Origin of the sequence: Verminephrobacter aporrectodeae subsp. tuberculatae, assembly GCF_026127385.1 — a bacterium.
Taxonomy (GTDB): domain Bacteria; phylum Pseudomonadota; class Gammaproteobacteria; order Burkholderiales; family Burkholderiaceae_C; genus Acidovorax; species Acidovorax aporrectodeae.
Genome location: NZ_QZCX01000003.1, coordinates 470,805 through 487,928 on the forward strand (window position 1 = coordinate 470,805; position 17,124 = coordinate 487,928).

At 64.9% G+C, this 17,124-nt stretch carries 22 protein-coding genes; 7 read left to right on the forward strand and 15 right to left on the reverse strand.

Features of this window, described 5'->3' with window-relative positions; translation table 11 throughout:
• The first annotated feature begins 26 nt into the window (after nucleotides 1-26).
• The 3 genes from D5041_RS17160 to D5041_RS17170 are packed head-to-tail and all read left to right on the forward strand — an operon-like array spanning nucleotide 27 to nucleotide 2,822.
• Nucleotides 27-974: an ABC transporter permease gene (locus D5041_RS17160; protein ID WP_265285751.1), complete on the forward strand. Its 948-nt coding sequence runs from the start codon at nucleotides 27-29 to the stop codon at nucleotides 972-974.
• On the forward strand, nucleotides 971-1,966 hold the full coding sequence (locus D5041_RS17165) for an aldo/keto reductase (RefSeq protein ID WP_265285314.1): 996 nt from the start codon (nucleotides 971-973) through the stop codon (nucleotides 1,964-1,966). The genes D5041_RS17160 and D5041_RS17165 overlap by 4 nt, the downstream gene beginning before the upstream one ends.
• Before the next feature lie 10 nt (nucleotides 1,967-1,976).
• Nucleotides 1,977-2,822, forward strand: a complete 846-nt coding sequence (locus D5041_RS17170; protein WP_265285315.1) for a class I fructose-bisphosphate aldolase — start codon at nucleotides 1,977-1,979, stop codon at nucleotides 2,820-2,822.
• A gap of 8 nt (nucleotides 2,823-2,830) precedes the next feature.
• Here D5041_RS17170 and D5041_RS17175 read toward each other — a convergent pair whose 3' ends face one another.
• The 10 genes from D5041_RS17175 to D5041_RS17220 all read right to left on the reverse strand — a co-directional run bounded on the left by D5041_RS17175 (nucleotide 2,831) and on the right by D5041_RS17220 (nucleotide 9,694).
• Nucleotides 2,831-3,733 (reverse strand): DMT family transporter, encoded by a 903-nt coding sequence (locus D5041_RS17175; RefSeq protein WP_265285316.1) that lies wholly within the window; start codon nucleotides 3,731-3,733, stop codon nucleotides 2,831-2,833.
• Complete coding sequence (locus tag D5041_RS17180; RefSeq protein WP_265258785.1) at nucleotides 3,730-3,876, reverse strand: type II toxin-antitoxin system RelE/ParE family toxin; 147 nt, start codon at nucleotides 3,874-3,876, stop codon at nucleotides 3,730-3,732. The genes D5041_RS17175 and D5041_RS17180 overlap by 4 nt, the downstream gene beginning before the upstream one ends.
• Nucleotides 3,854-4,318 carry an antitoxin PaaA2 family protein gene (locus D5041_RS17185; protein WP_265258786.1) on the reverse strand — a complete coding sequence of 155 codons (465 nt, stop codon included), beginning with the start codon at nucleotides 4,316-4,318 and terminating at the stop codon, nucleotides 3,854-3,856. Before D5041_RS17185 ends, D5041_RS17180 begins: the two co-directional genes overlap by 23 nt.
• 86 nt (nucleotides 4,319-4,404) lie before the next feature.
• Entirely contained in the window at nucleotides 4,405-4,920 is a 516-nt protein-coding gene (locus D5041_RS17190; RefSeq protein ID WP_010104844.1) for a tetratricopeptide repeat protein, read from the reverse strand.
• 16 nt (nucleotides 4,921-4,936) lie between these two features.
• A complete protein-coding gene (locus D5041_RS17195) occupies nucleotides 4,937-5,371 on the reverse strand; it encodes a type II toxin-antitoxin system VapC family toxin (RefSeq protein WP_265285317.1) in 435 nt (144 codons plus the stop codon).
• Nucleotides 5,368-5,574 (reverse strand): type II toxin-antitoxin system VapB family antitoxin, encoded by a 207-nt coding sequence (locus tag D5041_RS17200; protein WP_010104848.1) that lies wholly within the window; start codon nucleotides 5,572-5,574, stop codon nucleotides 5,368-5,370. Before D5041_RS17200 ends, D5041_RS17195 begins: the two co-directional genes overlap by 4 nt.
• Nucleotides 5,575-5,709: 135 nt before the next feature.
• Complete coding sequence (locus D5041_RS17205; protein ID WP_265258788.1) at nucleotides 5,710-6,081, reverse strand: hypothetical protein; 372 nt, start codon at nucleotides 6,079-6,081, stop codon at nucleotides 5,710-5,712.
• Nucleotides 6,082-6,235: 154 nt separating this feature from the next.
• A complete protein-coding gene (locus D5041_RS17210) occupies nucleotides 6,236-6,583 on the reverse strand; it encodes a nucleotidyltransferase domain-containing protein (protein ID WP_265285318.1) in 348 nt (115 codons plus the stop codon).
• Nucleotides 6,584-6,690: 107 nt separating this feature from the next.
• Nucleotides 6,691-8,652: an excinuclease ABC subunit UvrC gene (uvrC, locus tag D5041_RS17215; RefSeq protein WP_265285319.1), complete on the reverse strand. Its 1,962-nt coding sequence runs from the start codon at nucleotides 8,650-8,652 to the stop codon at nucleotides 6,691-6,693.
• A 52-nt stretch (nucleotides 8,653-8,704) separates the two neighbouring features.
• A complete protein-coding gene (locus D5041_RS17220; protein ID WP_265258791.1) occupies nucleotides 8,705-9,694 on the reverse strand; it encodes a Bug family tripartite tricarboxylate transporter substrate binding protein in 990 nt (329 codons plus the stop codon).
• 145 nt (nucleotides 9,695-9,839) lie between these two features.
• Here D5041_RS17220 and earP point away from each other — a divergent pair, with 145 nt between their 5' ends.
• Both earP and efp read left to right on the forward strand, forming a co-directional pair.
• Nucleotides 9,840-10,976, forward strand: coding sequence for an elongation factor P maturation arginine rhamnosyltransferase EarP (gene earP / locus D5041_RS17225; RefSeq protein WP_265285320.1), 1,137 nt, complete (start codon nucleotides 9,840-9,842; stop codon nucleotides 10,974-10,976).
• Nucleotides 10,977-11,113: 137 nt separating this feature from the next.
• A complete protein-coding gene (gene efp / locus D5041_RS17230) occupies nucleotides 11,114-11,668 on the forward strand; it encodes an elongation factor P (RefSeq protein ID WP_010104866.1) in 555 nt (184 codons plus the stop codon).
• 34 nt (nucleotides 11,669-11,702) lie between these two features.
• On the opposite strand, the gene D5041_RS17235 is transcribed toward efp, so the two are convergent.
• Entirely contained in the window at nucleotides 11,703-12,110 is a 408-nt protein-coding gene (locus D5041_RS17235) for a GlcG/HbpS family heme-binding protein (RefSeq protein WP_265285321.1), read from the reverse strand.
• A gap of 213 nt (nucleotides 12,111-12,323) precedes the next feature.
• Between D5041_RS17235 and D5041_RS17240 the strand changes: the two genes are divergently transcribed.
• Both D5041_RS17240 and D5041_RS17245 read left to right on the forward strand, forming a co-directional pair.
• Complete coding sequence (locus D5041_RS17240; RefSeq protein WP_010104868.1) at nucleotides 12,324-13,022, forward strand: Bax inhibitor-1/YccA family protein; 699 nt, start codon at nucleotides 12,324-12,326, stop codon at nucleotides 13,020-13,022.
• Nucleotides 13,023-13,109: 87 nt separating this feature from the next.
• Nucleotides 13,110-13,460: a hypothetical protein gene (locus D5041_RS17245; RefSeq protein WP_265285322.1), complete on the forward strand. Its 351-nt coding sequence runs from the start codon at nucleotides 13,110-13,112 to the stop codon at nucleotides 13,458-13,460.
• Between the two features lie 21 nt (nucleotides 13,461-13,481).
• Here the strand turns inward: D5041_RS17245 and D5041_RS17250 are convergent, their stop codons facing one another.
• Genes D5041_RS17250 through D5041_RS17265 form a run of 4 tightly spaced genes read right to left on the reverse strand, consistent with a single transcriptional unit; the run spans nucleotide 13,482 to nucleotide 17,095 of the window.
• Nucleotides 13,482-14,588 (reverse strand): Gfo/Idh/MocA family protein, encoded by a 1,107-nt coding sequence (locus D5041_RS17250; protein WP_265285323.1) that lies wholly within the window; start codon nucleotides 14,586-14,588, stop codon nucleotides 13,482-13,484.
• Nucleotides 14,585-15,364, reverse strand: coding sequence for a ThuA domain-containing protein (locus tag D5041_RS17255; protein ID WP_265285324.1), 780 nt, complete (start codon nucleotides 15,362-15,364; stop codon nucleotides 14,585-14,587). Before D5041_RS17255 ends, D5041_RS17250 begins: the two co-directional genes overlap by 4 nt.
• 29 nt (nucleotides 15,365-15,393) lie before the next feature.
• Nucleotides 15,394-16,221, reverse strand: a complete 828-nt coding sequence (locus D5041_RS17260; protein ID WP_265259414.1) for a carbohydrate ABC transporter permease — start codon at nucleotides 16,219-16,221, stop codon at nucleotides 15,394-15,396.
• Complete coding sequence (locus D5041_RS17265; RefSeq protein WP_265280869.1) at nucleotides 16,214-17,095, reverse strand: carbohydrate ABC transporter permease; 882 nt, start codon at nucleotides 17,093-17,095, stop codon at nucleotides 16,214-16,216. The genes D5041_RS17260 and D5041_RS17265 overlap by 8 nt, the downstream gene beginning before the upstream one ends.
• Nucleotides 17,096-17,124 lie beyond the last annotated feature (29 nt).

The window sequence follows — 17,124 nt, forward strand, 5'->3', positions numbered from 1 at the left end:
TGCACGGCGCCGGCCGGACGAGCCTGATGGCGCGGCTGGCGAGCATGCGCGAGACGGGGCTGCTGCTGATCATTGCGGCGCTGTGCGTCGCCATGGGCTTCGCGTCGCCGTACTTCCTGACCTGGGACAACGTGCGTGCGATGCTCTTGTCCTTCTCGATCGAGGGCATCGTCGTCGTCGGCATGACGGTCCTGCTTATCGTGGGCGGAATCGACCTGTCGGTGGGCTCGGTGGTGTGCTTCGCGATGGTGGTCACCGGCAAGCTGTTCCTGATGGGCCTGGATCCATGGACAGCCGGTCTCGTGGCGATTGCCGCGAGCGCGCTCGTCGGCGCCCTGATCGGCGGCTGCGTGACGCGCATCGGGCTGAATCACTTCATCGCCTCGCTCGCCTTCATGGTCATCGTGCGCGGCCTGTGCCTGGCGCTCACGCAGGGAACGCCGCAGTCGCTGTTCGCGCTGCCGGCCGAGTTCAAATTCATCGGACAGGGCGCGGTCGCGGGCGTTCCCGCCGTGATCCTGATCTTCGTGGCGATCGTCACCGTGAGCGATTTCGCGCTGCGCCGCGCCAGCCTGCTGCGCAAGGTTTTCTACACCGGCAGCAACGAGAAGGCGGCGCTGTACTCCGGTATTCGGACGGCGCACGTCAAGTTCTGGGTCACGGTGCTGTGCTCGGCGCTCGCCGGCGTCGCGGGCGTGGTCTACACGGCGCGCTTTGGCGCTGCGACGCCGACCTTCGGCATGGGCATGGAGCTCAACGTCATCGCGGCCGCGGTGATCGGCGGCGCCAGCCTCAGGGGCGGCTCCGGAACGGTGCTCGGCGCCGTGCTCGGCCTGGCCCTGCTGTCCGTGGTGACCAGCTCGCTGATCTTGCTCGACGTCTCGCCGTACTGGCAGGACGTGATCAAGGGGCTGATCCTGCTGGTGGCCGTCACCATCGATCATTTGTTGAACACCAGAAAGGGCGCCCGATGAAAACGATCCAACTCGGACACTCCGGCCTGACATGCCAGGCCATCGGCCTGGGCACATGGGCCATGGGCGGATGGATGTGGGGCGGCAGCGACGACGCCGCCGCCATCGACGCGATCTGCGCCTCGCTCGACGCCGGCATCCGCCTGATCGACACCGCGCCCGCTTACGGCCTGGGCCACGCCGAGCGCCTGCTCGGCAAGGCGCTCAAGGGGCGCCGCCACCAGGCCATCGTTGCCACCAAGTGCGGCCTGGTGTGGCACACGCGGGAGGGCACGCATTTCTTTGATGAAGCGGGCGTTCCGGTTTACCGGCACCTGGCGCGCGCATCGATCTTCCACGAGGTCGAGCAAAGCCTCATGCGCCTGCAAACGGACTACATCGACCTCTACATCACGCACTGGCAAGACGCGACCACGCCCGTGACCGAAACCATGGGCGCGCTGCTCGACCTCAGGGCGCAGGGAAAGATCCGCGCCATCGGCGTGAGCAACGTGAGCCCCGAGACGCTGCGGGAATACCTGGAGTGTGGCCCGGTCGATGCGATCCAGGAGCGCTACAGCCTGATCGACCGCGAGATCGAATCGACGCTGTTGCCGATCTGCACCGAGCACGAGATCGCCGTGCTCGGCTATTCGTCGCTGGCGATGGGGCTGCTGGCCGGGCCGATGGACCCGGCACGCCAATTCACCGGAGACGACCAGCGCGCCGGCAACCCCCGTTTTTCAGCAGGAAACCGGGCCAAGCTTGGGGCCTTCTTCCAGGAGATCGAGCCGCTGCGCGAGCGGCTGGGCTGCACGTTCGCGCAGCTGATGATCGCCTGGACCGTGGCGCACGGCGCGGTCTCGGTCGCACTGTGCGGCGCGCGCACGCCGCAGCAGGCGCTGCAGAACGCCGGCGCGGCCACGGTCGCGCTGACCGACGCAGACCAGGCGCTGGTAGATGGCGCTGCGCAACGGCACCTCGGCCCGTTGTTCGCCCCGTGCAGCCTCTGAGGAGCACCCCATGGAAAAAAAAGAAGCCCGCTTGAACCGCCTGCTGAACGCGGGGCGCTGCCTGGACATCGCGCTCGACCACGGCGTCTGCAACGAACCCGACTTCCTCGCCGGGCTGCAAGACATGCCCGCGGTGATGGACCAGCTCGTGGCCGCCGGCCCCGACGCCGTCCAGCTCAACTACGGCCAAGCGGACCTGCTGCAGCGGCGCAGCGGACGCGACAAACCGGCGCTGGTGCTGCGCCTGGACATGGGCAACCCGTACAACGCCACGCGCCACCGGGTGATGTGGGCGGTGCTGCAGAACCAGGACGACCCGGTGCTGCCGGCCGTGCAGATGGACGCCGCCTGCGCCGTGCTCAACCTGTTCATGCTGCCCGACGAACCCGACCTGCTGCGCCAGTGCGTGCTCAACATCGCGCGCGTGCGCGCCGACTGCGAACGCTACGGCATGCCGCTGATGATCGAACCGCTGGTGATGTCACCGCACACCGCGCGCGGCGGCTACATGGTCGATGGCGACGCCGGGAAGATCGTCACACTGGTGCGCCTGGCGCGCGAGATGGGGGCCGACGTCGTGAAGGCGGACCCGACCGCAGACCCCGCCGAGTTCCACCGTGTGGTGCAAGCGGCCCGCTGCCCGGTATTGGTCCGCGGCGGCGGCAAGGAGGACCTGCAGCAGGTGCTTGCGCGCTCGCGCGAACTGCTCGACCAGGGCGCCGCAGGCATGGTCTACGGACGCAACGTCTACCAGCACCGCAACCCCAAAGGCGTGGTGCGCGCGCTGATGGCCATGGTCCACGAAAACGCCAGCGCCGAACGCGCCTGGCAGCTCTACGGGGCGGACGCCAGCTGAGCACCGCGCTACTTTTCCTGGTGTCCCACCGTCACCGCTCCAACGATCAGAACCATGCCGAGCAACATGAGGGGCGTTGGAACTTCACCGAGCCAGAAGTAAGCGCCAACGACACCGAAGACAGGTACGAGCGTGAGCCAGAGTCCGGCGGCACTGGGGCTCAAGTGCTTGAGGCCAATCAGATAAAGCCAGAATGCCAGAGCGTACTGAACAACCCCGGATGAGGCCGCATAAATCAAGACGCCTGGACTGATATTCAAAATATTTTCGGAAATAGTACCGAAAAACCTTGCCACCGAATAAATAATCAGGGCGCATAGCAGACCAACCACCTGCTGCCCGCTTGCCAATACTGCCGCAGGAAATTTTTCGGCCAGCTTGGATGAAAAAACGACATAGCTGGCCGCGAACGCAGTGGAAAGAACGATGAGCATGTCCCCTGCCAAGCTCTTGTCTGCTTCCGTCAATGCAGAATCATAGGAGACAAACATCAGGCCCACGACTGCAATCAATATGCACAACGACAACTTGCTGGTGGGTTTGTTTCTGAATATCAGCCAAGCCAGGAAAACAATGAATATTGGTTCCGTGGAACTGATGATGGAAGCACTGCCTGCCGACGTAAGGCTCAGCCCCCATAAGCCGATGCTGTATGTCAGTCCAGGTTCAAGCACCCCTGTCAAAGATGCCTTGCCAAGCGCAGGGGACAGGTGAGTCCATGGTCTGTGCGGGATGGACAAAATGAGCAGTGCCAGCACACTGGCAATCAATTGAATGACCAGCAAGGCAGGTGGTGAGAAATGGCCAAGCAGATCTCTGCTCATGACCGTTGCCCCGCCCCAGCAGGCCGCAGATCCAATCATTGACAACGTCGCGAGGATGGTCGCGTGTCTGTCGGAAGATGCGCTCATGCTGTTCCCTTGTCGGCCTTGGCCTCGATCTTGCTTTTCAGCTTCTGGGCAGCGTCGGGGTTGTCGTCCGCGATGTAAGCCACGATCTCCAGCAAATCGGCGCTGGCCTGCGGACGCCACTCAAGACGCGGCCTTGCTTGCATGCTGCTTGCGTTTCGAGTCGATCAGGGCTTGCACCTCGTCCATGACATGGCGGTGCGGTATGTTGGGCCGTGGATCGGCCAGTGATTCGGCAACCTTCTCGCGCACCCAATCGGTGTGCGCCTTGGCCTCGAAGGCGCTGCGCATCCGTTCGGAGGCATCGGGCCTCACGCGGCTTGTCTTGAGCGCCTGCGGATCGAAGTCGGCGGCGTTGACGTTGTATCGGGAAATCCCAAGCCCCTTGAGGTAGGAGACCAGGGTTTCAAACTTGCGGAACGTCCGCACGGCCCCCCGCCTGGCGGCGAGTGCGCGCTCGGTCGTGCCGTACTTGACGACGACGCCCCAGCCGCTGCCGTGGCCGATGACATCGGCGCCTCGCACGGCTCCAGCCTCCACGAGATGGGTAAGGGTCGTATGGTCGATGGTGTCGGTTGTGATTGCCATGACTGCACGTTTTGTAGAAGAAATAATGACTGACATCTTATCCGGTTACTTATAAGTCGGCATCGCGCCACGCTTGATGCCGATCCTCACACCGAACGGGCTTCTCCATGCCCGCGCCTGATTTTTCGGCTTTCGCGTTCAAAAAACCAGCGGTAAGGATCGAGACTGTGTCCTTGAACATGCCTGGCAATAACCTGCAACAGGCAGGCGACGGATTTCTGCGGCCTGCCGCCATCAAAATCCAGTATCGCTGACATGACCAAGAAAAGCGGCTCCCCAGGGAACAAACTCAGCGCCTCCCGCACCGCTGCGCGCGCGAGGGCATTTTTACCGACGTTCCTGTATGAAGAAGCCAGACAAAAATATACGCCGACCCTCATGGGGTCCGGCAAATCGCCCTGGAGAGCCGATTGGTACAGCGGGATTGCTTCGGCTTCGTTCCCGGATCGATCAAAAGCAAAGCCGGCCTCTGCGCGCAACACGGGATCATGCGCGGCACTGGCCGCGAGCAACTTTCTGAACATCCCGATGGCCACCCGGTGTTTGCCGGCAAGCGAATTTTTCACCGCCGTTTTGATATCCCCATACATGGTGTTCATCATTGCCTCGCGTCCGTTGTCACATGGGCTGCTTGTGTTCCACACGAAACGATGGGGAGCGCACGCCGCCGCGCTCATGCAGCGGCGTCGGATGGCCTGCGCCAAAGCGCTCAGCCAATGCGGCAAGGCGCTTGTCCAGCGTCCATAACCGGGCGCCGGGCGTGATCAGGGTGGACGCCAGCAGCGACAGGTCCACCAAACCGCAGCCCAGGCCGTACAGCCGCTCGCGCCCGATGAAGTCCATGAGTTCGCTCCAGTCCGCCTGACGGCAGGGCTGCAACAGGCCCATGCTGCGGAGCGTCTGCATGCGCGGCGCCGGGGGGGTGCCGCAGGCGATTTCGACGATGACCATCGGGTGGATCAGCGCAAGGTCCTGCTCGATCAGGTCAACCAGCGTGTCGCGGCCATTGCGGAAATGGTCTATCCACACGGATGTATCGACCAGCACCGTCATGGCACGACGGGCTCTTCCCGGCGACGCGGTACGTCCGGCATCCCGGGCATCGTGCCGCCCAGGGCGGCAAGGCGCTTCGCGGCTTGCACCCGGACAAAGGTCCTGATGGCTTCCCTGAAAATGTCCGACTTGTCCATCCCGGGGTCGGCCATTTCCAGGGCTTGTTCGTACAGGGCATCGTCGATGGTGACCGTGGTGCGCATGGGGAGTCCTTTGCATGGAAAACGATGTCATCGTGCATCAAAAAAAGCATCAGCACAAACGGGCCGAAGAATCCGCCTTGGGGCGTGCAGCGCCGGCTCGTCGGCGAAGCGCCGCAGCCACCCGGGCATAACCGATCAACAGGGCTTGTCCCGCGCCCGGTCGATGCGTTCCTGCACCGACCGCATGACTTCTTCGTGCGTGTATGACTTGGCGTTGGGGTCGTCGGCTTTCCGAAGCGCCTTCTCCGCCGCGCGGGTTATCCGCTCGTATTCCTGCGGCCACAGCGCTTGCTCCATGCCCAGCGACGCTTGACCCAACAAATGCAGCAGACCGAACAGGCGCATGTCCTTGCTCGCGACGATGTATTCCCGAATCCGCTCCTGAATGGCCTCGCTGGCCCGATGCGCCTCTGCTGAGGCCGTGCCCTCGTAGTCGGCCGGGAATTCCGTTTCCTCGGCGATACGTGCCCAGGCGCTGGCCAGCGCCTCGATGCCGGACATGCTCATTTGCGCCGCTCCTGCGCTCTGGCGCAAGGCATCCGACAGTGCGCGGACACTTCCTGGCCAGTCGGCCCGGTGTCGAACATGGCGTAGTACGCCCGGTTGGATGCGCCGTCGGCGTCTCCCGTATCGAGCAGCACCTTCGCCGACGCTCCTGCGTTCACAGCCTGACGCCCTCCCTGGCGATGTTGTGCAGCAGTGCTGGATTGGAGTAGTTCTCCGGGTGTTCCCATTCATCCAGCCACACCGGCAGAGGCGCGATGTTGATACCCGTCTCCAGCAGCACGTCGAAAGCCACGTCGGCCATTGCCAGCGTGGTCGGCAGAACCCTTTGATGTTCGCCTTTCAGGAGCACGGCCACATCGGCGTCGCTGTCGGGGCGATGCGTCCCCCGTGCCCGACTGCCATAAACGATTGCGCCCGCCATGTCGTAGCGGGCAGCGATCAGAGCAAGAAAGCGCCGGACGGCCTTCTCGGTGTCGTGGTCAATGCGTTCGCTCTGCCTCATGCGTTGCTCCTTCGCGAAAAACTCGGTGAGATGGTAGGCAATCAGGAATAGCGCTTCAAGAAATATTTTCGAACATTGCAGTGCCCTGATTTGGACCGACCCCGCAGCTACCTCAGCGCACGGTAAATCTCTTGCGCCAGATCGGGCGAAATGCCGTCCACCGTGGCCAGGTCCTCCACGCTGGCCGCGGCAACCCCGCGCACCCCGCCAAAGCGTTGCAGTAGCCGGGCGCGTTTTCTGGGGCCGACGCCGGGGATTTCCTCGAGTTGGCCGCCGCCCACGCGCAGCTTGGCGCGCGCGGCGCGCATTCCGGTGATGGCAAAGCGGTGCGCTTCGTCGCGGATCTGGGCCACCAGCATCAGCGCGGCCGAATCCCTGCCCAGGTAGGCCTTTTCGCGCCCGTCGGCAAACACCAGCTCTTCCAGACCCACCTTGCGGCCCTCGCCCTTTTCCACGCCGACGATGCGCGCCAGGTCGAGCCCCAGGGCCGTGAATACTTCGCGCGCCACGCCCACCTGGCCCTTGCCGCCGTCGATCAGCACCAGGTCCGGCAGCTGCGCCACGCCCTTGGGGTGGGCTGCGAAGTCGATGCCGCCGGCCTCGCGCGCGGCCTCGACCAGCTTGCCGTAGCGGCGCGTGAGCACCTGGCGCATAGCGGCGTAGTCGTCGCCGCCGGTGATGCCCTCGATCTTGTAGCGGCGGTACTCGCTGCCCTGCATCTTGTGCTGGTGGAATACCACGCACGAGGCCTGGGTGGCTTCGCCCGCCGTGTGCGAGATGTCGAAGCATTCGATGCGCAGCCGATCCAGGTCTTCGGACGGCAGGTCCAGCGCCTGGGCCAGCGCGCGCGTGCGCGCCTGCTGCGAGCCTTCTTCGGCCAGCAGGCGGGCCAGTTGCAGGTCGGCGTTCTTTTGCGCCATGTCGAGCCAGGCGCGGCGCTGTTCGCGCGGCTGGTGCACGGCGCCCACGCGCACGCCGGATTGCGCGGACAGCGCGTCCAGCAACGCCCGGTCCACCGCCTCGCTGCTCACCAGCACGGGGGGCACGGGAACGCCGATGTAGTGCTGGGCGATGAAGGCTTCGAGCACCAGCGTCTCCACGGGGCGGGGGGGCGGGGCGTCTTCGGCGCGCTCGCTTTCTTTCTCGAACACGGCTGCGTCTTCCACGTGCACGGGAAAGTACGGGCGGTCGCCCAGATGCCGACCGCCGCGCACCATGGCCAGGTTCACGCAGGCGCGGCCGCCCTGCACGCGCACGGCGAGGATGTCCACGTCCCGGTCGTTGGCGCTCTCGATGGACTGCTGGTGCAGCACGCGCGCGAGCGCCTGGATCTGGTTGCGCAGTTCGGCCGCCTGCTCGAACTCCAGCCGGTCGGAATGCGCCATCATGCGCGCCTCCAGGTCTTGCAGCAGTTCCTGCGTCTCGCCGCGCAGCAGCGCCTCGGCGTGGTGCACGTCCACGGCGTAGGCCTCGGGCGATATCAGGTCCACGCAGGGCGCCGTGCAGCGCTTGATCTGGTAGAGCAGGCAGGGCCGCGTGCGGTTGGCGAATACCGTGTCTTCGCAGGTGCGCAGCCGAAAGACCTTTTGCAGCAGATCGATGCTGTCCTTGACCGCCCAGGGGCTCGGGTACGGGCCGAAGTAGCGGTGCCTCTTGTCCACCGCGCCGCGGTAATAGGCCATGCGGGGGAAGCGCTGCTCCGGCGCCGCGTCGCGCGCGGGGGGGGGACCGGGCCGGCCGCTGATCTTGAGGTAGGGGTAGCTTTTGTCGTCCTTGAAAAGGATGTTGAACTTGGGGTTCAGCGTCTTGATGAGGTTGTTTTCGAGCAGCAGCGCCTCGGCCTCGGAGCGCACCACCGTGGTTTCCATGCGCGCGATCCTGCCGACCATGTGGCCGATGCGCGTGCCGTCATGGCTCCTGCTGAAGTAGCTCGCCACGCGGCGCCGCAGGTGCCGTGCCTTGCCCACGTACAGCAACGCGCCCTGGGCGTCGAAATAGCGGTAGACGCCGGGCAGCGCAGGCAGCGCGGCGACCTGCGCGAGCAGTTCTTCGGAATGCACAGCAGACATGGCGCGTATTGTGGCCGCGCCCGGGGCGCCCGGGGCCCCCGCGGGGCTGCGCTTATTCCACCTTGAGATGCAAGGCTTTGACGATTGGCGCCCAGTTCGCCAGGTCGGCCCGGACCTTGTCTCCGAGCTGCTGCGGATTCTGGTAGTCGGCCGTGATGCCCTGCTCCTGCGCCTTCTGCCTGAAGGCCGGGCTCTGCACCACGGTGCGGATGTCGGCGGTGAGCCGGTCGATCACGGGCCGGGGGACGGCGGCGGGTGCGAACACGGCAAACCACGAGGACGCGTTGACCTGGGGGTAGCCGACTTCAGCGGTGGTCGGCACGTCGGGCAGGCTGGGCAGGCGCTCCTTGCCGGTCACGGCCAGCACGCGCAGTTTGCCGCTGGCGACGTGCGGCAGGAACGACGGCGCGGTGCCAAAGGTCAGGTCCACTTGGCCGCCGAGCAGGTCTTGCAGCGCGGGCCCGGTGCCCTTGCTGTAGGGCACGTGGGTCATCTTGATCCCGGCCTGCTGCTCGAGCATGCCGCCCGTCACGTGCTGCAGCGATCCCGCGCCCGACGACGCGTAGTTGAGCCGGCCGGGGTTGGCCTTGGCGTAGGCGATCAGTTCGGCCAGCGTCTGCATTGGCAGGTCGCTGCGCAGCACGATGATTTGCGGCGTGGAGATCACGTTGGCCACGGGCTGGAAGTCCGCATGCTCCCACTGCTTTTGCTTGGTGATGTGCGGCGAAATCACATGAAAGCCCGAATACTGCATGAGCAAGGTGTAGCCGTCGGCCTTGGCGCTCTTGACGGCCGACGCCGCAATGCTGCCACTGCCCCCGCCCCGGTTGTCCACCACCACCGACTGGCCCAGCACGGGCGCCAGCGCCTGGGCCAGCATGCGGGCCGAGAAGTCGGTGGTGCCGGAGGCGGCGGTGGGCACCACCAGGGTCACGGTTCTGCCGGGATACGCGCTCTGCGCGCCGGCGCTGCTGCACAGCGCGGCAGCCAGCGCGGCCGTGGCCAGCAGGCGGGTGGATCGTTTGCGGGTTGTTTTCTGCATATGCGGGAGGTCTTTGGCGCACCGTTTCCGGAGCATTTCTGGCCCCCCGGGGGATGGCATGGGCGTGGCCAGCGGCGACGGCATGATAGCGCAGCGTTTTTCAGTCGCTTTGGGGTCCCCCGCGCAGGGTACGATCGGCGCCCCCATGACCCCATCCTCCCCCCCGCTGCAAGCCCTGCAATGGGACCTGTTTTGCCGCGTGATCGACAACTTTGGCGACGTCGGCGTGTGCTGGCGCCTGGCGGCGCAGCTTGCGGGGCGCGGCCAGCGGGTGCGCCTGTGGGTCGACGACGCCTCGGCCTTGCAGTGGATGGCGCCCGCAGGCTGCCCGGGGGTGGAACTGCGCGCCTGGGGTGCGCCCGCGCCGGCGCCCCACGAGCGCGCGCCGGACGTGCTGCTGGAGGCGTTCGGCTGCGAGATGGATCCCGGCTTGCTGGCATCGAGCGTGCACCGATCCGGCGCCACGGGCCGAAAACCCGTCTGGATCAACCTGGAACATCTGTCGGCAGAGCCGCATGCGGAGCGCAACCACCGGCTGCCCTCGCCGATCATGTCGGGCCCCGCCGCGGGCTGGACGCGCTGGTTCTTCTACCCCGGATTCACGCCGGCCACCGGGGGTCTGCTGCGTGAGTCGGATCTGCTGGCCCGGCGCAGCGCGTTTGACCGCATGGGGTGGCGCAAGGCCCTTGCCGCGTCCCATCCGCAGGGTGGATCAGGCGAGGGATGCCGCTGGATGTCGCTGTTTTGCTACGAGCCCCCGGCGCTGGCCGAACTGCTTGCGCAAAGCCAGAGCCAGAGCCGGCGCACGCGCCTGCTGGTTACCCCGGGGCGTGCGGCGTTGGCGGTGCAGGCGGCGCTGGCCCCGCGCGCCGTGGAGCGCGCGCATCCACAGCACGGGCAGCTTGCCATGACCTGCCTGCAAGCCTGCCCCCAGCCGGCGTTCGACGAATTGCTGTGGGCCTGCGATTTCAACGCCGTGCGCGGCGAGGACTCGCTGGTGCGGGCGCTGTGGGCCGGGCAGGCCCTGGTCTGGCAGCCCTACCCGCAGGACGACGGGGCCCACCATGCGAAGCTGTGGGCGTTTCTGGACTGGTTGCAGGCGCCGCCTGCGCTGCGGCAATTCCATGCGCGCTGGAGTGGGCTGGACAACGCGCCGCTGCGCTGGCCCGGCGACGACACCCTGGCCGAATGGAGCGCCTGCGTCCAGGCCGCGCGCGCGCGGTTGTTGGCGCAGGACGATCTCGCCACCCAACTTTTGGGTTTCGTTCTGGAAAAACGCTAAGATCCAGGGCTTTGCGCAAAGCAGGCGCGCGACCTGCGTCCTGACAGCTGCGCGCATTCCCGCCGCGGAACATGCGTCGGCACGGCGCGCCGCCGCCGGCCAACGCATCGAGCGGCCCCAACCCCAAGCAACCTGCTATGAAAATCGCTCAAGAAATCCGCGCCGGCAACGTCGTCATGCACGGCAAGGATCCCATGGTCGTCCTGAAGACCGAATACGCCCGCGGCGGCCGCGGCGCAGCCACCGTGCGCATGAAGCTCAAGAGCCTGATCGCCAACTTTGGCACCGAGGTCGTGTTCAAGGCCGACGACAAGATCGACAACGTGATCCTGGACAAGAAAGAGTGCACCTACTCGTACTTTGCCGACCCCATGTACGTCTGCATGGACACGGACTACAACCAGTACGAAGTCGAAGCCGAAAACATGGGCGACGCGCTGAACTATCTGGAAGACGGCATGTCGCTGGAAGTGGTGTTCTACGACGGCAAGGCGATCTCGGTCGAACTGCCCACCGGCGTCGAGCGCGAAATCACCTGGACCGAGCCCGCCGTCAAGGGCGATACCTCCGGCAAGGTGCTCAAGCCCGCGAAGCTCGCCACCGGCTTTGAAGTGGCCGTCCCCCTGTTCGTGGCCCAGGGCGACAGGATCGAAATCGACACCCGCACCGGTGAATACCGCAAGCGCGTCTGATTGAAACGCCCCGCAGGCTTGGCCACCAGGCCGGTCAAAGGCCCAGCGCCGCAATGCCGGCACGCGCGATCTGTGCGTCCTCGGTGGATTTCACACCGCTCACGCCCACGGCTCCCAGGCATTCGCCGTTGCGCATGATCGGCACGCCGCCTTCGAGCAGGCCGTCGATGGTCGGCACGCTCAGGAAGGATGCGCGGCCGCCATTGATGACCTCCTCGTACAGCTTGCTCTCGCGGCGGCCCAGGGCGGCCGTGCGGGCCTTGGAAGGGGCGATGTGCGAGGACACTGCAACGGCGCCGTCCAGACGCTGCAACCACAGCAGGTGCCCTCCGTCGTCGACGATGGCAATCGTCACGGCCCAGCCCTGGCTGAGCGCTTCGGCCTCGGCCGCAGCGGCAATCGCCTTGACGTCGGCGAGTTCGAGTTCGTGCTTGGTTTTCATGGGAATCTCCGGAAAGAAAATGTCTGGGCCGCGCGCAAGCGGGCCGCCTCTGGCCGCCGAGCATAGCCGCATCCCGGCGGCCGGGCCGCCCGGGAAAAGTATCTCCTTACCCAAAAGCAGGCTTGCGGGATGGGTTGCTGCTGGACCGGAAGCCGGAACCCTCTAGAATCCACCCTGTCTGCGTCGTGCAGACCTACCGAGGAGAGACACAAGATGACTGATCATCAAATCACCACCCTGGGCCACTCTGCGGGCTATGGCATTTCGCGGGAAGAGCGCCACAAGGTGCTACGCAACACGTATTGGTTGCTGACCCTGAGCATGCTCCCCACGGTGCTTGGCGCCTGGATCGGCGTGGCCACCGGAATCACCCAGGCGCTGCACGGCGGTCTGGGCCTGATCGTTTTCCTGGGCGGCGCGTTCGCCTTCATGTACGCCATCGAGAAGACCAAGCACTCGGCCGCCGGCGTGCCGGTGCTGCTGGCGTTCACGTTCTTCATGGGCCTGATGCTCTCGCGTCTGATCGGCGCGGTGCTGGGCTTCAGCAACGGCACCGAGCTCATCATGACGGCGTTTGCCGGCACGGCGGGCGTGTTCTTCGTCATGGCCAGTCTGGCCAGCGTGATCAAGCGCGACCTGTCGGGCCTGGGCAAGTGGCTCATGGTGGGCGCGCTGGTGCTCATGGCGGGCGGAATCATCAACGTGTTCGTCGGCTCCAGCGTCGGCATGATGGTGATCTCCGTGGCGGCCATCGGCATCTTCAGCGCCTACATGCTGTACGACCTCAAGCAGATCCTCGACGGCGGCGAGACGAACTACATCAGCGCCACCCTGGCCCTGTACCTGGACATCTTCAACGTGTTCCAGAGCCTGCTGGTGCTGCTCGGAATCATGGGCGGCGAGCGCGACTGATTCCCTCCCTTCTGCGTTTCGCCAAAAGGCCCCTTCGGGGGCCTTTTGCATCAACCATGGCGGCGGCCTGCCGATATGGGCAAGGACATGCAACGCAAAACCCCCTCCATCGCCCTGCGCCTGCTGGCGCTCTCCAGCATCTGCTGGCTCCTCGCCGGCTGCGACAAAATCCCCGGGCTGGGCTCCGACCAGCGGCTTGTTGCGCAGCGGGAGGAGGAAGCCAGGGCCATTGGTGGGGCATGCCGCCATGCCCTGCGCGGTCCGGAAGACTGCTTCGTGCTGAATCCCAAGGCCCCCAAAGCCTCGGTGTTTGCGGGCTGGAAGGACATGGACGGCTACATGCGCGAGAACAAGATCGAGGGCACGCCCCCGGTACTCGGCAAGCTGGACAAGCCGGAGCCCCGCATCGAGACCGAACCGCGCCGTAACCGCAGTTGAACGGATACAGGAAGGCCCGGGTCAGCCGACGCCGCTGCCCGCCTGCTGCGCCAAAAGGTGCGCGCGGACCTCGGCGCGCGACTCTGCGCCGAGGGCCGCGTTGCGCGCGTCCGCCAGCACGTCCGCAATGCGCACGGCTGCGCCGCGCTGGGCGGACAACACGGCGGCCTCGACCATGGCAAGGCTCACAAGGTTTCGGTCAGCGATTCCGGATGGCTCCGCGCCGGTGCGCAGCGCACGAATGAACTCGGCGAGCGCGGCTGCGATTTCCTCGGGCTCTGCCGGATCCAGTGGCGCAACGTCCGCGTGCGTGGACACGGGGGGATTCGCGCCGTCCCAGAGTACGCTTGCCTGCCCGGAACTCGCACGCCAGGCGCCGTTCCAGCTGGTCTCGTCCCCAGGGCTGCACCAGCTGCCCGTGTAGCGGAACCGGGTTCCCCGGGAGAAGGTGAACAATGCCGTCGCGGCGGCGTCGCCTGCGTACCAACTCCAGCTTGGATTGAACGATTCGCAGTAAACCGATACCGGCTCGTCGTCAAGAATGAAACGCGCCGCATCGAATGGGTGGATGCCCATATCGACGAGCAGCGGCTGCGCCATGGTTTCGCGAAAGCCGCCGAAATGCGGTGCTTTGAAGAAGTCGTTCGTCAGCAATCCCACCGGGCCAAGAGCCTTCACCGTCCGTTTGAAGGAGGTCAGTCCCCGGAAGTAGCGGCGGGATTGGCTGACCATCAGCAGCCGCCCTGTGACCGCCGCAGCCGCTGCGAGCGAGATCGCCTGCGCCACCGTGGGTGCCAGGGGCTTCTCCGAGAGCACCGCCTTCCCGCGAAACAGCGCATCCGTCGTCACGGCGTGGTGCGCGGCGGGGACGGTGACATTGACGATGGCGTCAAAGGCGATTCCCGCGCCGACAAGGTCTGCGAGCGACTCCGCTGCCATGGCCGTGTTCCGGGACAGGCCGGCAAGCAGCCGCGCCGCAGCGCCGGGAACGATATCGACGGCGCCGACCAGTTCCGCGCTGGCGGTGCTCAGAATGAGCGATGCCCAGTTCGCTCCCATGGCACCGGCGCCCACCAGAACGAGGCGCGCCGCGCGGCTTGGGTCGTCCAGGGTTGCAAAGGAAGTCATCGGACGAGGGCCCCCGCGTACCCCTGCCCGGAATAGAACGCGCCGGTGTCGTAGCGCAGCAGGGTGGGCGTTTCGCGCGCGGCCCGGTCGCTGCGCGCCCAGGCCACACCGTTTGCAATCACCCGACGAATGTCGGGGTGGTGGTAGACAGGATAGTCTTGGTCGCCGGGGCTGAAGTAGAAAATCCTCCCGTTTCCACGGCGGAAGGTACACCCGCTGCGAAAGACTTCGCCCCCGGAAAACGAGCTGATGAAGATGAGTTCATCCGGCGCCGGAATATCAAACTGTTCGCCATACATTTCCTGCTCGGGAATGATGATGGGGTGCGGAACTCCCTGCGCGATGGGGTGCGTCGGATCCACTGTCCAGATCAATTCACGGTCGTGTTCGCTTCGCCAGCGCAGAGTGCACGTCGTTCCCATGAGCTTCACGAATATCTTCGACCAATGCCCCGAGTGGAGTACGACCAGGCCCATGCCGTCAAGAACCTGCCGGTGCAGCCGCTCCACGACCGCGTCCGCCACTTGGTCGTGCGCCATATGGCCCCACCAGACGAGAACGTCCGTGCCTTGCAGCCGTGCTTCGCTGAGACCGTGCTCCGGATCGTCCAGCGTCGCGGTCGTCACGGTCGCAAAGTCGCCGAGGTATTCCTCGATTCCCGCCTTGATCGTATTGTGCATGCCGTCGGGGTAGATCGCGGCCACCTTGGGCTCGACCTTCTCGTGCCGGGCTTCGCCCCAAACGACTACCCGAAGCGGAGATCTTCCGGAATTCATGATGCTGCTTTCTGCATGGTGGGAGGGTATTACTTCGTCGATCCGCCCAGCGCCCCGGCCGTAATGAAGCGTTGGGCGACGAGCAGGAGAATAATGGCGGGCAATGAGGAAACGACTGCGGTTGCCATGATCGATTGCCAGTTCGACACCTGGGTGCCGAGATACTGGTAGATCCCCAGTGTCACCGGCCGAACCGCTTTGGTCGTCGTCAGTGTGAGCGCGAAGAGAAAATCGCTCCACGCGAAAAGGAACGTGAATAGTCCCGCCGTGATGATCGCATTGCGACTGACGGGCACGACGATCGAGACAAATGTGCGAATGGGTCCTGCCCCGTCCACGCAGGCGGCTTCAACGAGTGAGGGTGGCAAACCCAGCATGAAGGATCGCATGAGCAAGATGGCAAATGGAATCCCGGCGGTGGCGTCGGCGAGCACCAGCCCGGGGATGCTGTTGAGCAGGTGGAGACTGTTGTACGCCGGGTAGAGGGCGTTCGCAATCACGATTCCCGGAATCATCTGCGAGACGAGGATGGCGAAGAGGATGGCGTCCACCCACCGGCCGCGCAGGCGTGCCAGCGCGTAGGCAGCGGGCGCCGCAATGGCGAGCGACAATGCCACGGTGCACAGCGATACGACGAGACTCGTGATCAGGTTCGCGCCCTGTTCGGTGATGGCCCGGACATAGCCGTCCAAGTTGGGCGCCATCGGAAACAGTTCCGTGGACAGGGTATTTCCGGACTTCTGCAGGGAGGCATTCACCATCCAGTAAACCGGGAAAAGCATCAGCGCAAGCAGCGCGATTCCCGCTGCGGTATACAGCGGACGCCGGAGCCAGGCGAATGCAGCCACCCTATGCATCATTTCGCTTGCGATTCGAAAAAAGATAGATCACGGCAAACACCAGCGAAATGAGGATGAGTATGTTGCCATACGCCGCCCCGACACCGAAATCGAAGCGCACGAACGACTCCTGGTACGCGCGGATCGTCAGTGTTTGTGTGGAATTCGCCGGTCCCCCATTCGTCAGGCCAAGAATGATGTCCAGTACCTTGATGGTGTAGATGACACCCAGGATCAACACAACGCTGACGACAGGGCGCAGGCACGGCCAAGTAATATGGCGGAAACTCTTGAGTCCGGTTGCACCATCGAGCGCAGCGGCTTCGTAGAGTTCCTCCGGAATGGCCTGCAGGCCCGCATGGAGAATGGTGACGTTGAACGGTATCCCGACCCAGATGTTCACGAGCAGAACGGCAAGAAGCGCGACGTCCGGGCTGGTCAGCCACGGAACGGGCTCGCTCACGAGGTGAAAATACTGAAGGGCCGCGTTCAGGATTCCACTGTCCCGATCGAGGATGGAGCGCCACGTGGCACTCGAGACGATCAGGGGAAGAAGCCAGGGCAAGAGAAGCAATGCCCGAAGAACGTTGTTGAGAGGAAATTTCTTGCAAAAGAAGAGCGCGAGTGCGAGTCCGATGCCGAACTGACCCAGGATGGATCCGACCGTGAACAGCGCAGTGTTCAGGAGCGACGGGGCAAAGAGCGTGCTCGCAAAGGCCTTCGCGTAATTCGCGAACCCCACCCACGGGGCTTGGCCGGTGAAGAAGGTTTTCGCCGTGTACTGCTGAAAACCCATGGCGACGTTGGAGAGCAGCGGATACCCGAAGAACACGGCGAGAAAGAGGAGTGCGGGGATCAGAAAGCCGACGAGATAGCGATGCTCCCGCGCCATTCCCCAGGAACCTGCGCATCTCTTTGAAG